Source organism: Agromyces tardus (assembly GCF_003710805.1).
Lineage (GTDB): Bacteria > Actinomycetota > Actinomycetes > Actinomycetales > Microbacteriaceae > Agromyces > Agromyces tardus.
On the sequence record NZ_RHHB01000041.1, the window covers coordinates 15,039 to 29,721 of the forward strand.

Below are 14,683 nucleotides of genomic sequence, written 5' to 3' on the forward strand. Positions count from 1 at the left end.
GGCGGTCGAGGCGGCACTCGGTAGGGTTGAACGGTGACCCAGGAGATCGAGATCGGCGCCCACAAGCGGGGCCGTCGTGTCTACGCGTTCGACGACATCGCCATCGTGCCGAGCCGCCGCACGCGCGACCCCGAGGACGTGTCGGTGGGCTGGTCGATCGACGCGTACCAGTTCGACATCCCGTTCCTCGCGGCGCCCATGGACTCCGTCGTGTCGCCGCAGACCGCGATCATGATGGGGCAGCTCGGTGGCCTCGGCGTGCTCGACCTCGAGGGCCTCTGGACGCGGTACGAAGACCCCGAGCCGGTGCTCGCCGAGATCCGAAACCTCGACGCCGACCGGGCGACCGAGCGGATGCAGCAGCTCTACGCCGAGCCCATCAAGCCCGACCTCGTCACCGCACGCCTCGCCGAGATCCGCGCCTCGGGCGTCACGGTCGCCGGCGCGCTCTCGCCGCAGCGCACGCAGGAGCTCTACGAGACCGTGGTCGCCGCGGGCGTCGACCTCTTCGTGATCCGCGGCACGACGGTCTCGGCCGAGCACGTCTCCAAGAACCAGGAGCCGCTCAACCTCAAGAAGTTCATCTACGAGCTCGACGTCCCCGTGATCGTGGGCGGCGCGGCCACCTACACCGCGGCCCTCCACCTCATGCGCACGGGCGCGGCGGGCGTGCTCGTCGGCTTCGGCGGCGGCGCGGCGTCCACGACGCGTGCATCGCTCGGCATCCACGCGCCCATGGCGACGGCGGTGGCGGATGTCGCGGGCGCGCGCCGCGACTACCTCGACGAGTCGGGCGGCCGCTACGTGCACGTCATCGCCGACGGCGGCGTCGGGGCATCCGGGGACATCGTGAAGGCCGTCGCCTGCGGCGCCGACGCGGTGATGCTCGGGGCCGCCCTCGCCCGCGCGACCGACGCCCCCGGCGGCGGCTGGCACTGGGGCGCCGAGGCGCACCACCCCAAGCTCCCGCGCGGCAAGCGCGTGCAGGTGGGCCAGGTCGCCTCGCTCGAGGAGATCCTCTACGGACCGGCGCCGAGCGCCGACGGCACGGCCAACCTCGTGGGGGCCCTGCGCAAGTCGATGGCGACCACCGGGTACTCCGACCTCAAGGAGTTCCAGCGCGTCGAGGTCGTCGTCGCGCCGTACCAGTCGGCCTGACGGTCCGCCAGCGCCCCGACGCTCAGGCGATTCCATGGCAATCGCCGCGCGCACTCGGGTAGCGTGAGGAAGGCGGGCGGCGCAGCCGTGCACCGCCGGGATGGGGAGCGACGATGGCGAAACTCAAGTCGGTGACGCGTTCGAACAAGCTCGGACCCGAGGAGCGTGCGGCGGCGATCGCCCGGCTCAAGGAGAAGGAGCTCGACATCCTCGTGGTCGGCGGCGGCATCGTCGGCACGGGCTCGGCGCTCGATGCCGTGACACGCGGCCTCTCCACCGGCCTGCTCGAGGCGCGCGACTGGGCGTCGGGCACCTCGAGCCGCTCGTCGAAGCTCGTGCACGGCGGCATCCGCTACCTCGAGCAGCTCGACTTCCGGCTCGTGCGCGAGGCGCTCATCGAGCGCGGGCTGCTGCTGCAGCGCATCGCCCCGCACCTCGTGAAGCCCGTGCGCTTCCTCTACCCGCTGCAGAAGCGCGTGTTCGAGCGGTTCTACATCGGCGCCGGCATGATGCTCTACGACATCTTCAGCTACTCGGGCGGGCGGCCTCCTGGCGTGCCCCACCACCGGCACCTCTCGAAGCGGCAGGTCATGCGGGCGATCCCGTCGCTGTCGAAGGACGCGCTCGTCGGCGGGCTCACCTACTACGACGCCCAGGTCGACGACGCCCGCTACGTGGCATCCCTCGCTCGCACCGCCTCGTTCTACGGCGCGCACGTCGCCAGCCGCGTGAAGGTCGAGGGCTTCGTGAAGGTGGGCGAGCGGGTCGTCGGCGTGAAGGCGCACGACCTGCAGACCGACGAGCACTTCGAGATCCGCGCGAAGCAGGTCGTGAACGCGACGGGCGTGTGGACCGACGACACCCAGCGCATGGTGGGGGAGCGCGGCACCTTCAAGGTGCGCGCGTCGAAGGGCATCCACCTCGTCGTGCCGCGCGATCGCATCCAGTCGGCGATGGGCATGATCTTCCGCACCGAGAAGAGCGTGCTGTTCGTCATCCCGTGGGGCCGGCACTGGCTCATCGGCACGACCGACACCGACTGGAACCTCGACAAGGCGCACCCCGCGGCGACCGCCGCCGACATCGACTACCTGCTCGAGCACGTCAACGCCGTGCTCGCGATCCCGCTCACGCGGGAGGACGTCGAGGGCGTGTTCGCCGGGCTGCGCCCGCTGCTCGCCGGCGAGAGCGACCAGACCTCGAAGCTCTCGCGCGAGCACCTGGTGGCGCACACGGTGCCCGGCCTCGTCGTCATCGCGGGCGGCAAGTGGACGACGTACCGCGTGATGGCCAAGGACGCGATCGACGCGGCCGCCGACGCGATGGACGGCCGGGTGCCGCCGTCGACGACGAAGGACATCCCGCTGCTCGGCGCCGAGGGCTACCAGGCGGCGTGGAACAAGCGCGGCAAGATCGCCCGCGCCTTCGGCGTGCACAAGGTGCGCATCGAGCACCTGCTCAACCGCTACGGCACGATGACCGACGAGCTGCTCGACCTCATCCGCGAGACCCCCGAGCTCGGCGACCCGCTGCCGGGCGCCGACGACTACCTCGCGGCGGAGGTCGTGTACGCGGCATCCCACGAGGGCGCGCTGCACCTCGACGACGTGCTCGCCCGCCGCACCCGCATCTCGATCGAGGCGTGGGACCGCGGCGTGTCCGCGGCGCCCGTCGCAGCCCGCCTCATGGCGGGCGTGCTCGGCTGGGACGCCGATCGCGAGGCGCTCGAGGTCGAGCGGTACCTGCAGCGCGTCGCCGCCGAGCGTGCGTCGCAGGAGCAGCCCGACGACGAGTCGGCCGACCGGGTGCGGCTCGCGGCGCCCGACATCGTCGCGGTCGACTGAGCAGGGCGGCGCCCGGGCGGGCGACCGGGGCGTTCCACAGCCGGGCCGCGGTTAGAATCGGGCGACATGCTCCGGATGATGCTGCGCCCGCGCTGGGTGCTCGCGCTCGTCGCCGCCCTCGCGATCGCGGCCGGCTTCGCGCTGCTCGCGCAGTGGCAGCTCGGGCGCGCGGCGGAGCAGGCGACCGTCGTGGTGCGCCCGACCGAGGACGTGCGCCCGCTCGCCGACGTGGTGCGGCCCGACGGGCCGACCGAGCAGGCCGCGACGGGGCAGCGGGTCTCGGTGACGGGCACGATCGTGCCGGGCGACACCGTGCTCGTCGGCGGTCGACTCAACGACGGCGTGGCCGGCTGGTGGGTGGTCGCCCACCTCGAGGTGACGGATGCCGCGCCGGGCGGTCTTCCCGTCGCGCTGGGTTGGACCCCCGACGAGGCGACCGCGCGCGCGGCGGCCGAACGCGTCGACGCCGAGGCCGGATCGGGCGCCGAGGTCGAGGTCGTCGGCCGCTTCCTGCCGAGCGAGGCGCCGATCGCACCGGCCGACGACGCCGACCCCCAGTTCATGCAGAGCGTCGCCGTCGCCCACCTCGTGAACGTCTGGGCCGACTACGACGACAAGCCCGTGTACTTCGGCTACGTCACGCAGGCCGAGCCCGTCGCCGGGCTCGAGGCGATCGTCTCGCCGCCGCCCATGCAGGAGGCCGAGCTCAACTGGCTCAACGTCTTCTACGCGATCGAGTGGGTGGTGTTCGCGGGCTTCGCCGTGTTCGTCTGGTACCGGCTCGTGCGCGACGCCGTCGAGCGGGAGCGCGAGGAGGCCGAGCTCGAGGCGCAGGCGGGGGAGTCGGCCGGGGTCACGCCGGCGCCGTAGCCGGCGCTCGCCGCGCGGGTGGCGCTCGCGTGGCCCGCACGGACAGTTCCGCCCGCGGCGAACTCGGGCCGCGGCATCCGCTCACGGGGTGATGATTCCCGTGTGAGCGACGACGACTCCCTCGACCCCCTCGACGCCTACTCGGCCGTGGTCACCCGGGTGGCACGCGACGTCCTGCCGAGCGTCGCGAGCCTCGCCGTGCGATCCGCGCGCGGTCAGGGCGCCGGCAGCGCGAGCGTGATCTCCGGCGACGGCCTCCTGCTCACGAGCGCGCACGTCGTCGTCGGCGCGACGAGCGCCGAGGCCGCGTTCGACGACGGCACCCTCGTCAGCGCCGACGTCATCGGGCGCGACCCGCTCTCGGACCTGGCCGTGCTGCGGGCCCGCGACGCGGTGCCGGCGCCCGTGCCGCTCGGCGATGCGCGCGAACTGCGCGTCGGCCAGCTCGTGGTCGCCCTCGGCACGCCGCTCGGGCTCGCGGGGAGCGTGACGGCCGGCATCGTCTCGAACCTCGGCCGGTCGTTGCCCACTGCCTCGGGCCGCGTCGTCGACGAGGTCATCCAGACGGATGCCGCGCTGAACCCCGGCAACAGCGGCGGCGCGCTCGCCGACGGCCGCGGCCGCATGGTCGGGGTGAACACCGCCGTGGCGGGCGTGGGACTCGGGCTCGCCGTGCCGATCAACCCCGCGACGCGTGCGATCATCGACGCGCTCACCCGTAACGGGCGGGTGCGTCGGGCGTGGCTCGGCATCGCGGGCGCGCAGGTGCGGCTCGCGCCGCCCATCGCCGAACGCGTCGGCTCGGTAACGGGCCTGCAGGTGTCGGGCGTCGTGCCCGGCAGCCCCGCGGAGGTCGCCGGCATCCGCCCCGGCGACATCGCCGTGAGCCTCGACGGCACCGGCATCGTGACCGCCACCTCGATCCAGCGGCTCATGGTGGAGGACGCGATCGACCGCGAGGTGGAGATGACCGTGTGGCGGGGCGGCGCGCTCGTCGACGTCTTCGTCGTGCCGCGCGAGCTCGTGGGGGCCTGAGCGGGCGCGGCATCCGCTGCGTCGCCACGTAGACTGGATTCATGCCCCTCGAGCCCAAACTCGCCGATTTCCCGCGCATCCGCGGGGCGCTGAAGTTCTACGTGGTGTGCTCGGTGATCACCGGCGTCATGCTCCTCCTGCTCTGCACCGAGATGCTGTTCAAGTACGTCGGCCACCTCGAGCTGTTCGCCTTCGGCCCCAACGGGCTGCTCTCGTTCGAGCCCGTGCTCGAGACGCCCGAGGGCCTCGAGTCCACCGGGCAGGGCGTGAACCTCTCGACGGGCATCCTCATCGCGCACGGCTGGTTCTACGTCGTGTACCTCTTCAGCAACTTCCGGCTCTGGAGCCTCATGCGGTGGCCGTTCCGGCGGCTCCTGCTCCTCGCCTCGGGCGGCATCGTGCCGTTCCTCTCCTTCTTCCTCGAGGCCCGCATCGGCCGCGAGGTGCGCGCGTACCTCGCGAAGCGCGAAGCGGCTGCCGCCGCCGCGCGTGACTCGTCCGATTCCGAGCCCGTGGAGGCCGCCCAGTGAGCGAGACCCAGCAGCGACCCGTCCTCGTCGTCGACTTCGGTGCGCAGTACGCGCAGCTGATCGCGCGACGCGTGCGCGAGGCATCCGTCTACTCCGAGATCGTGCCGCACACCATCACGGCCGAGGAGGTGCGTGCCAAGGACCCGATCGGCATCGTGCTCTCCGGCGGCCCGTCGTCGGTGTACGAGCCCGGCGCACCGGCGCTCGACCCCGGCATCCTCGAGCTCGGGGTGCCCACGCTCGGGATCTGCTACGGATTCCAGGTGATGGCGCAACAGCTCGGCGGCGAGGTCGCGCACACGGGCCAGCGCGAGTACGGCGCCACCGCGGTCACCGTGCGCAGCGACGACGACAACTCCCTGCTCGGCGGACAGCCCGAGCACCAGACCGTGTGGATGAGCCACGGCGACTCCGTCGCCGTCGCGCCCGAGGGCTTCGAGGTGCTCGCCTCCACGCACGGCACGCCCGTCGCCGCGTTCGCGAACGACGAGCAGGGCTTCTACGGCGTGCAGTGGCACCCCGAGGTGAAGCACTCCGAGCAGGGGCAGCGCGTCATCGAGAACTTCCTGCACCGCGCGGCCGGCATCCCCGCCGACTGGAACTCGGGCAACGTCATCGCCGAGCAGGTGGCGCGCATCCGCGAGCAGGTCGGCTCCGGCCGGGTCATCGCGGGCCTCTCGGGCGGCGTCGACTCCGCCGTCGCCGCGGCGATCGTGCACGAGGCCGTGGGCGACCAGCTCGTGTGCGTGTTCGTCGACCACGGACTGCTGCGCAAGGACGAGCGGCGCCAGGTCGAGGAGGACTACGTCGCGGCGACGGGCATCCGCCTCGTCACGATCGACGCCGTCGACACGTTCCTCGACGCGCTCGCCGGAGTCACCGACCCCGAGGAGAAGCGCAAGATCATCGGGCGCGAGTTCATCCGCGCGTTCGAGCAGGCCGAGCGCGACCTCATCGCCGAGGCCGACGCCGACGGCGAGCCCATCCGGTTCCTCGTGCAGGGCACGCTCTACCCCGACGTCGTCGAGTCCGGCGGCGGCACCGGCACCGCGAACATCAAGAGCCACCACAACGTCGGCGGCCTCCCCGAGGACCTCCAGTTCGAGCTCGTCGAGCCGCTGCGCACCCTCTTCAAGGACGAGGTCCGCGCCATCGGCCGCGAACTCGGGCTGCCCGAGGCGATCGTCGGCCGCCAGCCGTTCCCCGGCCCCGGCCTCGGCATCCGCATCGTCGGCGAGGTCACCCGCGACCGGCTCGAGGTGCTGCGCGAAGCGGATGCCATCGCTCGGGCCGAGCTCACCGCCGCGGGCCTCGACCAGGAGATCTGGCAGTGCCCCGTCGTGCTGCTCGCCGACGTGCGCTCCGTCGGGGTGCAGGGCGACGGCCGCACCTACGGGCACCCGATCGTGCTGCGCCCCGTCTCCTCGGAGGACGCGATGACCGCCGACTGGACGCGCCTGCCCTACGACGTGCTCGCCCGCATCTCGAACCGCATCACCAACGAAGTGCGCGAGGTCAACCGCGTCGTGCTCGACGTCACGTCGAAGCCGCCGGGCACCATCGAGTGGGAGTAGCCGCCGCGCGCAGACCCGCGAGAGGATGACTCCATGGGTGTCGTCGAGAACTCGAAGCTGTGCGTCGTCGGAGCCGGGAGCGTGGGGTCGAGCCTCGCGTACGCGGCGCTCATCCGCGGATCGGCGAGCGAGGTGTCGCTGTACGACGTGGCCGCGCCCAAGGTCGAGGCCGAGGTGCTCGACCTGGCGCACGGCACCCAGTTCACGAACGCGCGGGTCGGCGGCGGCGCCGATCTCGCGGTCGTCGAGGGCTCGCACGTCATCGTGGTCACGGCGGGGGCCAAGCAGCAGCCCGGTCAGACCCGGCTCGAGCTCGCCGGCACGAACGCCGGAATCCTCGAGGACCTGCTGCCGAAGCTCCTCGAACGAGCGCCCAACGCGATCATCGTGCTCGTCACGAACCCCGTCGACGTGCTCACGGTCGTCGCGCAGCGCATCACGGGGCTGCCCGCGAACCGCATCTTCGGCTCGGGCACCGTGCTCGACACGTCGCGCCTGCGCTGGCTGCTCGCGCGCCGAGCCGGGGTCACGACCTCGAGCGTGCACGCCGACATCGTGGGCGAGCACGGGGACACCGAGTTCCCGCTCTGGTCGAACGCGCGCATCGGGCCGGTGCCCATCCTCGAGTGGCGCGGCAGCGAACCGTTCACGCGCCCCGAGCTCGACGAGATCGCGTACGACGTGCGGAACGCCGCGTACCAGGTCATCCGCGGCAAGGGCGCGACGAACTACGCGATCGGGCTCTCGGGCGCGCGCATCGTCGAGGCCCTGCTCGGCGACGAGCATGCGGTGCTGCCCGTGAGCACGGTGCTGAGCGGCATCCGGGGACTCGAGGGCGTCGCCCTGTCGCTGCCGAGCGTCGTGAGCGGCGACGGCGCGCACCCGGTGGCCGAGACGCCGATGTCGGCCGACGAGGAGGGGCTGCTCGCGGCATCCGCCGACGCCATTCGCGCCTCGGTCGCGACGCTCGGGATGTGACCGCCGCCACCCGCGAGAAGAAGATTCGCGGGGCTGTCGATCGGGCGGGTTCCCGTTCGACGTCATGAGTGAGAGGGTCGAAGGACGACCCGGACACGCGAGGAGCGGACGATGAAGTACATGCTGATCATGCGGGCCACCGACGAGGCCGTCGAGGCCTACAAGGACATGCCGTTCGAGCAGGTCATCGAGCGGATGGGCCGCTACAACGAGGAGCTCATCAAGGCCGGCGTCATGGCCGGCGGCGACGGGCTCACCGACGCGAGCGAGGGCTTCGTGGTCGACTTCACGAGCGAGCCGCCGCTCGTCACCGATGGCCCCTACGGCGAGACGAAGGAGCTGTTCAACGGCTTCTGGATCCTCGAGGTCTCGTCGAAGGAGGAGGCGGCCGAGTGGGCGAAGCGCTGCCCGCTCGGCCCCGGCTCCAAGCTCGAGGTGCGCCGCGTCACCGAGCTCGAGGACTTCCCGCAGGACAACGAGTGGATCCAGAAGGAGGCCGGCTGGCGCGCCGAGGCGGAGGCCAAGGCCAAGTGAGTCGTGCGGGCCGGCGAGGAGTGGCGGAAGGTCGGCGAACGGTGATGCATGGCGGCTGAGCCCACGAGCGGCCGGACGGATGCCGCGGCGGCGCGCCCGGCGGACCCCGAGTCCGCACGGCGCGCCGTCGCCGCCGTGTGGCGCATCGAGTCCGCCCGCATCGTCGCCACCCTGACGCGCGCCGTCGGCGACTTCGCGCTCGCCGAGGACCTCGCCCAGGACGCACTCGCGGAGGCCCTCGCGCAGTGGCCGTCGACGGGCGTGCCGGCGAACCCCGGCGCCTGGCTCACGACGGTCGCGAAGCGCCGGGCCATCGACGGCTGGCGGCGTCGCGAACGCTACGACGAGCGGCTCGCCGCGATCGCCCACGACCTCGAGGCCGAGCAGTCGGATGCCGCGGGCACGCCGCCCTGGGATCCCGACCGCATCGACGACGACGTGCTGCGCCTCGTGTTCGTGTCGTGCCACCCGGTGCTCTCGCGTGAGGCGCGCGTCGCCCTCACGCTGCGGGTGGTCGGCGGACTCACGAGCGAGGAGATCGCGCGCGCCTTCCTCGTGCCCACGGCGACCGTGCAGCAGCGCATCGTGCGGGCGAAGAAGGCGCTCGGCGCGGCGAACGTGCCGTTCGAGGTGCCCGATCGCGCGGAGTTCCCCGAGCGCCTCGGCGCGGTGCTCGGCGTGCTCTACCTCATCTTCAACGAGGGACATGCGGCGAGCTCCGGAGCGGAGTGGATGCGACCGGAGCTCAGCCGGGAGGCGATCCGCCTCGGGCGCCAGCTCGCCGAGCTCGTGCCGCAGGAGCCCGAGGTGCACGGCCTCGTCGCCCTCATGGAGCTCACCGCGGCGCGCTTCCCCGCGCGGCTCGACCGCAACGGCGACCCGGTGATGCTCACCGAGCAGGACCGGCGCCGCTGGGATCGGGGCCGCATCGCCCGCGGGCGGGCGGCCCTCGCCCGTGCCGACGCGCTCGGGCGGGGGCGCGGGGCGTACGCGCTGCAGGCGGCGATCGCCGAGTGCCACGATGTCGCGGCATCCGTCGAGGACACCGACTGGGAGCAGATCACGCTGCTCTACGAGGCGCTGGGGCGGCTGGCGCCCTCGCCCGTGGTGGAGCTGAACCGGGCCGTCGCGGTGTCGATGGCGGACGGTCCCGAGGCGGGGCTGCGGATCGTCGACGAGCTCGCGGCGAGCGGGGCGCTCGCGAACTACCACCTGCTGCCGAGCGTGCGCGCCGAGCTGCTCGAGCGGCTCGGGCGCACCGACGAGGCGAGGGCCGAGTTCGCGCGGGCCGCGCGGCTCACCGCGAACGAGCGCGAGCGCGCGGTGCTGCTCGCGCGAGCGGCGACGGGCCGGGGCACGTCGCGCTCGGCGCCGCACCAGGGGTCACGCGCACCGGAGTGAGGTTTCCGTGCTGGAGTGCCGCTCTCCGTGCACTCCAGCACGGAAACCTCACTCCCGCGGAGGTCTCGAGACGCGGCTGCTCCGCGCTCCTCGACCCGCACAGGGGCGCGCGGGGTGGAACGCGGAACGGGCCGCCCCGGAGGGCGGCCCGTTCGCGGTGCGTGCGTGCGGTCGGTGCTAGTCGCGCACGATCGCGAGCATGCGCAGGATCTCGAGGTACAGCCAGATGACGGTGACCATGATGCCGAAGGCGCCGGTCCACCCGTACTTGCGGGGAGCGCGGTTGCGCACGCCCTGCTGGATGAAGTCGAAGTCGAGCACGAGCGAGTACGCGGCCATGATGACCACGAGGACGCCGATGATGAGGCCGAGCGGGATGCCCGCGATCTCGGCGCCGCGGAGGCCCCAGGGGTCGGTCGTGACTCCGAAGATCATGAGGCCGAAGTTGACGAGCGAGAACACGAGGTAGCCGACCATCGCGATGAGGAAGATCTTCGTCGCCCGCTTGGACGCGCGGATCTTGCCCGAGGCGAAGAGCGCGAGCGTGACGCCGACCACCACGAGCGTCGCGATGACGGCCTGGGCGACGATGCCGCCGCCGAAGGCCATCTCGTACCACGCCGAGATGCCGCCCACGAAGACGCCCTGCACGCCCGCGTACGCGAGCACGAGCGCGGCCGACGGCTCCTTCTTGAAGATGTTGACGAGCGCGAGCACGAAGCCCACGAGCCCGGCGCCGATCCAGAGGAAGGGCACCGACTCGACCGTGAGCCAGCCGATGGCCGCGCCCACGAGGAGCAGGCCGAACGACGCGGCGGCCTTGGCGATCGAGTCCTCGATGGTCATGACGTCGCGGTCGGGGAGCGTCGAGGGCTGGTCGTACATCTCCTGCAGCTGCTGCGCCGAGACGTCTTGCGCGGCCGCCACCGCCCCCTGGTTGGAGAACGCCTCGTTACGGGAGAAGGCGGGGTTGTTGAGAGCCATTGCTGTGGTTCCTCTGCTTTCGGCGAATGTCGTGTGGAGGGGAATCGCGCGGATGCGGCATCCGTCCATCACCCAACCTATCGGGTGCAGTCGTGACAACGCCGAGAATTCGCCCCGCATTCCGCGGGCGGCGCGAGGGCCGTGGTTACGCTGGGGGGCATGTTGCCGACCCCTGCGCCGCGCCCGCTCGTGATCGGGCATCGCGGCGCCCCGGGGTACCGGCCCGAGCACACGGCCGCCGCGTACCGGCTCGCGTTCGCGCTCGGCGCCGACGCCGTCGAGCCCGACCTCGTCGCCACCCGCGACGGCGTGCTCGTGCTGCGGCACGAGAACGAGATCTCGGGCACGACGGATGTCGCATCCCGCCCGGAGTTCGCGAGTCGCCGCACGACCCGCGAGATCGACGGCGCGCCGCTCACCGGGTGGTTCACCGAGGACTTCACGTGGGCCGAGCTCGCGACGCTGCGAGCCCGCGAACGGCTCGGCGCGATCCGGCAGGAGAGCACGTCGTTCGACGGGCGCTACCCGATCATCCGGTTCCGCGACCTGCTCGAGCTCATCGACGAGGCCGCGCACGAGCAGCGCCGCACGATCCGGCTCGTGGCGGAGTTCAAGCACGCGACCCACTTCGAGGCGCTCGGGCTGCCGCTCGACGAGCTGTTCGCCGCCGAGCTCGACGCCGGCGGATGGGAGCGGGGCGACGCGCGGCTCATCATGGAGTCGTTCGAGCCGACGCTGCTCGATCGGCTCGGGGCCCGCGGCATCCGCGGGGCCCGGGTGCTGCTCATCGAGGATTCGGGATCGCCGCGCGACCTCGTGGTGGCCGATGGGCGGGCGGCGAGCAGCTACGACTCGTTCGTCACCGAGGCGGGCCTGCTCGGCCTCGCGGGCCGGTTCGACGGCGTGAGCGTCGGCAAGGCACGGCTCGTGGGCCGCGCACGCGCGAAGCCGACGGCGGGCGCAGGCCGGGACACCGCTGCTCGGGCCGCCGGGACGACGCCCCTCGTCGGCGCCGAGCTGGTCGACGCCGCCCACGCCGCCGGGCTCGCCGTCTACACGTGGACGCTCCGCCCCGAGAACCGCTTCCTCGCCCCGTCGTTCCGCCGAGGCACCGCGCGGTCGGCGTACGGCGACTGGCTGGGCGAGTTCCTGCTCGTCATCGGCACGGGCGTCGACGGGATCTTCGTCGACCATCCCGACCTGGGCGTCGAGGCGCGCAGGATCGCCGCCGAGTGAGGCGGGGGCTCCCGGGTCGCGGCCGGTCGCTCCGCTAGGATCAGGCCGCAACGCGGCGGCATCGGCGGATCGGGGGCGTGTGGGCGCGGTGGTTCGGTTCGTTCGCTCCCGCTGGGGGGTGCGGCTGCAGTCGCGGCGCGGACTCGAGCGCGCGCAGGGCCGACGCCTGCGCCGTCTCCTGGGCGAGCGGATGCCGCGTGCGGCCCACTACGGGCGGTCGTACCCGCGCCTCGCCGACGTGCCGATCGTCGACAAGGCCACGGTGCTGGCCGACTTCGCGGGATTCAACGTGCACGGCATCGACCTCGCCACGGCGCTCGCGGCGGCACGGGCCGCCGAGCGCAGCCGCGACTTCCGGGCCACCCTGCCGGGCGGCGTGACCGTGGGCCTCTCGAGCGGCACCTCCGGCCGGCCGGGGGTGTTCCTCGTCGACGACGACGAACGGCGTCGCTGGGCGGCCACCGTGCTCGGGCGGCTCCTCGACCCGCGCAGCCTCGCGCAGCTCGGACAGCCGTGGCGTCCGCCGCTGCGGATCGCCTTCTGCCTGCGCGCCAACAGCAACCTCTACGAGTCCGTCGCGAGTCGCCGCGTCGACTTCCGCTTCGTCGACCTCGTGGCGCCGTTCGACGCAGTGCTCGCGGGGGTCGTCGACGCCCGTCCCGACGTGCTGGTGGCGCCGTCGAGCGTGCTCGTCGAGCTCGCCCGCGCCGCCGAGCGGGGCGCGCTCGCCGTCGCCCCCCGGCTCGTGGTCGCGGTGGCCGAGGTGCTCGACCCGACCGACGCCGACCGCGTCGAGCGCGCCTGGGGCGTGCGGCCCCGCCGCGTCTACCAGGCCACCGAAGGGCTGCTCGCGCTCGACTGCGCGCACGGGCGACTGCACCTGAACGAGCAGGGCGTCGTGATCGAGCCGGAATGGCTCGACGGCGACGGGTGCCGGTTCGTGCCGATCGTCACGGACCTCGAGCGCAGCACCCAGCTCGTGGTGCGCTACCGCCTCGACGACGTACTGCGCCTGCCGGCGGTCGCGTCGCCGTGCCCGTGCGGGAACCCCGCGCGGGTCATCGAGGCCGTCGAGGGGCGCGCCGACGAGGTCGTCGAGGCGACGGGCGCCGACGGCCGTCGGGTGCGGGTGTTCCCCGACACCGTGCGGCGGGCGATGGCCCTCGCGCTGTCGTCGAACGGCGCGCTCGCGGGCGCGGGTGCGGGCTGGGGCATCCGCTGGTCGCCGGGCTCGCTCGAGGTCGCGCTCGAGCGCACGGGTGCCGGCGCGGCGGACCGTGCGGTCGAGGCCGCCGTGCGCCGCGCGCTCGACGACCTGTTCGACGCGGTCGGCGCCGTGCGCCCGGCGATCCGGTTCGTCGCGTGGGCGCCGCCCGCGCCGGGGTCGAAGTCCGTGCGCGTCCGACGGGCCGACGCGGCATCCGCCGTGAGCATCGCGGTGGAGGCGGCGCACGATGGGCGCTGAGCCGACACGGGTGCTCGTCACCGGTGCGACCGGGTTCGTGGGCGGCGCGCTGCTGCGCGCACTGCGGGGGCGAGCGGATGTCGCGGTGCGCGGCATCGGCCGGCGACACGTGGACGATCCCGACATCGCGAGCATCGACCTCGCGCGGCCGATCACGTCGCCGTTCGCGACGGAGTTCCGCGCCGACGTCATCGTGCACGCCGCCGCCCGCACGAGCCAGTGGGGCACGCGGGCGGAGTTCCGCGCCCAGAACGTCGACGCGACCGCCCACGTGCTCGACCTCGCCCGGCGATCCGGCACGCGGCGCGTCGTGTACGTCTCGTCGACGTCGGTGTTCTACCGCCCCGCCGACCAGTTCGGCATCACCGAGTCCACGCCGATCGGGCCGGACTTCCTCAACGGGTACGCGCGCACCAAGCACGAGGGCGAGCTGCTCGTGCGCGACCACCCCGGCGAGTGGGTGATCGCGCGGCCGCGCGCCGTCTTCGGTCCCGGCGACACGACGCTCCTGCCGCGCATCGTCGCCGCGGCGCGAGCGGGACGCCTCCCGTTCCTCGGCGACCCGCGGCATCCGGCGATCGGGGACCTCGTCTACATCGACACCATCGTCGACCAGCTCGTCGCCGCGGCGCTCCTGCCGGGGCTCGGCGGAACGAGCGTGAACCTCACCAACGGGGAGGCCGTGCCGCTCATGCCGACCATCGCGCGGATGCTCCACGAGCTGGGGGTTCCGGCACCGACGCGCACGATCGGCCGGCGCACCGCGTTGGGGATCGCGGCGGCGGCGGAGACCGCCTGGCGCCTCGGGCGGCTCCGTGGCGAGCCGCCGCTCACGCGGTACGCGGTGTGGCTGCTCGCCTCGTCGAAGACCTTCGACGACTCGCTCGCGCGCCGCCTGTTCGGACCATCGGCCGTGGGCATGCCGGAGGCGCTCGAGCGCACGGTCGCGGCCGCGCGGCAGGCCCTGCCGGAGTCGGCGCGATGAGCCGCGGCGCGGGCCGGGGGCGCGGCGGGCCGGTTCGCGACGGCGAGCGGATGCCGCGGGGCGACCGCGTCGCGATCGCCGCCGCAGCC

13 protein-coding genes are annotated in these 14,683 nt (G+C 73.3%); 12 read left to right on the forward strand and 1 reads right to left on the reverse strand.

All coding sequences use genetic code 11. The annotated features are described in order from the left end of the window. The first annotated feature begins 33 nt into the window (after positions 1–33). The 9 genes from EDM22_RS15235 (at position 34) to EDM22_RS15275 (ending at position 9,924) form a co-directional block, all read left to right on the forward strand. On the forward strand, positions 34–1,158 hold the full coding sequence (locus EDM22_RS15235; protein WP_122937942.1) for a GuaB3 family IMP dehydrogenase-related protein: 1,125 nt from the start codon (positions 34–36) through the stop codon (positions 1,156–1,158). Between the two features lie 113 nt (positions 1,159–1,271). Beyond that, entirely contained in the window at positions 1,272–3,002 is a 1,731-nt protein-coding gene (locus EDM22_RS15240; RefSeq protein ID WP_122937943.1) for a glycerol-3-phosphate dehydrogenase/oxidase, read from the forward strand. A 66-nt stretch (positions 3,003–3,068) separates the two neighbouring features. Then, on the forward strand, positions 3,069–3,872 hold the full coding sequence (locus EDM22_RS15245) for an SURF1 family protein (protein WP_245989438.1): 804 nt from the start codon (positions 3,069–3,071) through the stop codon (positions 3,870–3,872). A 102-nt stretch (positions 3,873–3,974) separates the two neighbouring features. Continuing rightward, positions 3,975–4,907 carry a S1C family serine protease gene (locus tag EDM22_RS15250; RefSeq protein WP_122937944.1) on the forward strand — a complete coding sequence of 311 codons (933 nt, stop codon included), beginning with the start codon at positions 3,975–3,977 and terminating at the stop codon, positions 4,905–4,907. 41 nt (positions 4,908–4,948) lie between these two features. Further along, positions 4,949–5,437, forward strand: coding sequence for a DUF3817 domain-containing protein (locus EDM22_RS15255; RefSeq protein ID WP_122937945.1), 489 nt, complete (start codon positions 4,949–4,951; stop codon positions 5,435–5,437). Continuing rightward, positions 5,434–7,011 carry a glutamine-hydrolyzing GMP synthase gene (guaA, locus tag EDM22_RS15260; RefSeq protein ID WP_122937946.1) on the forward strand — a complete coding sequence of 526 codons (1,578 nt, stop codon included), beginning with the start codon at positions 5,434–5,436 and terminating at the stop codon, positions 7,009–7,011. Before EDM22_RS15255 ends, guaA begins: the two co-directional genes overlap by 4 nt. Before the next feature lie 33 nt (positions 7,012–7,044). Beyond that, positions 7,045–7,989, forward strand: a complete 945-nt coding sequence (locus tag EDM22_RS15265) for an L-lactate dehydrogenase (protein ID WP_122937947.1) — start codon at positions 7,045–7,047, stop codon at positions 7,987–7,989. Between the two features lie 111 nt (positions 7,990–8,100). After that, complete coding sequence (locus EDM22_RS15270; protein WP_122937948.1) at positions 8,101–8,523, forward strand: YciI family protein; 423 nt, start codon at positions 8,101–8,103, stop codon at positions 8,521–8,523. A 48-nt stretch (positions 8,524–8,571) separates the two neighbouring features. Further along, on the forward strand, positions 8,572–9,924 hold the full coding sequence (locus EDM22_RS15275) for an RNA polymerase sigma factor (RefSeq protein WP_122937949.1): 1,353 nt from the start codon (positions 8,572–8,574) through the stop codon (positions 9,922–9,924). Between the two features lie 177 nt (positions 9,925–10,101). Here the strand turns inward: EDM22_RS15275 and EDM22_RS15280 are convergent, their stop codons facing one another. After that, entirely contained in the window at positions 10,102–10,908 is an 807-nt protein-coding gene (locus EDM22_RS15280; RefSeq protein WP_122937950.1) for a Bax inhibitor-1/YccA family protein, read from the reverse strand. Positions 10,909–11,067: 159 nt separating this feature from the next. Here EDM22_RS15280 and EDM22_RS15285 point away from each other — a divergent pair, with 159 nt between their 5' ends. The 3 genes from EDM22_RS15285 to EDM22_RS15295 all read left to right on the forward strand — a co-directional run bounded on the left by EDM22_RS15285 (position 11,068) and on the right by EDM22_RS15295 (position 14,594). Beyond that, positions 11,068–12,144 (forward strand): glycerophosphodiester phosphodiesterase family protein, encoded by a 1,077-nt coding sequence (locus tag EDM22_RS15285; RefSeq protein ID WP_122937951.1) that lies wholly within the window; start codon positions 11,068–11,070, stop codon positions 12,142–12,144. Positions 12,145–12,232: 88 nt separating this feature from the next. Then, on the forward strand, positions 12,233–13,609 hold the full coding sequence (locus EDM22_RS15290; RefSeq protein ID WP_170964162.1) for a F390 synthetase-related protein: 1,377 nt from the start codon (positions 12,233–12,235) through the stop codon (positions 13,607–13,609). Beyond that, entirely contained in the window at positions 13,599–14,594 is a 996-nt protein-coding gene (locus EDM22_RS15295; protein ID WP_122937953.1) for an NAD-dependent epimerase/dehydratase family protein, read from the forward strand. The genes EDM22_RS15290 and EDM22_RS15295 overlap by 11 nt, the downstream gene beginning before the upstream one ends. Positions 14,595–14,683: the final 89 nt, after the last annotated feature.

What these genes read in the sequence shown, in the direction of transcription:
- EDM22_RS15240 (WP_122937943.1), top strand. Translation starts at nt 1,272, where the DNA reads ATGGCGAAACTCAAGTCGGTGACGCGTTCGAACAAGCTCGGACCCGAG.
- EDM22_RS15265 (WP_122937947.1), top strand. Translation starts at nt 7,045, where the DNA reads ATGGGTGTCGTCGAGAACTCGAAGCTGTGCGTCGTCGGAGCCGGGAGC.
- EDM22_RS15280 (WP_122937950.1), bottom strand. Translation starts at nt 10,908, where the DNA reads ATGGCTCTCAACAACCCCGCCTTCTCCCGTAACGAGGCGTTCTCCAAC.
- EDM22_RS15245 (WP_245989438.1), top strand. Translation starts at nt 3,069, where the DNA reads ATGCTCCGGATGATGCTGCGCCCGCGCTGGGTGCTCGCGCTCGTCGCC.
- EDM22_RS15295 (WP_122937953.1), top strand. Translation starts at nt 13,599, where the DNA reads ATGGGCGCTGAGCCGACACGGGTGCTCGTCACCGGTGCGACCGGGTTC.
- EDM22_RS15285 (WP_122937951.1), top strand. Translation starts at nt 11,068, where the DNA reads ATGTTGCCGACCCCTGCGCCGCGCCCGCTCGTGATCGGGCATCGCGGC.
- EDM22_RS15255 (WP_122937945.1), top strand. Translation starts at nt 4,949, where the DNA reads ATGCCCCTCGAGCCCAAACTCGCCGATTTCCCGCGCATCCGCGGGGCG.
- EDM22_RS15275 (WP_122937949.1), top strand. Translation starts at nt 8,572, where the DNA reads ATGGCGGCTGAGCCCACGAGCGGCCGGACGGATGCCGCGGCGGCGCGC.
- EDM22_RS15270 (WP_122937948.1), top strand. Translation starts at nt 8,101, where the DNA reads ATGAAGTACATGCTGATCATGCGGGCCACCGACGAGGCCGTCGAGGCC.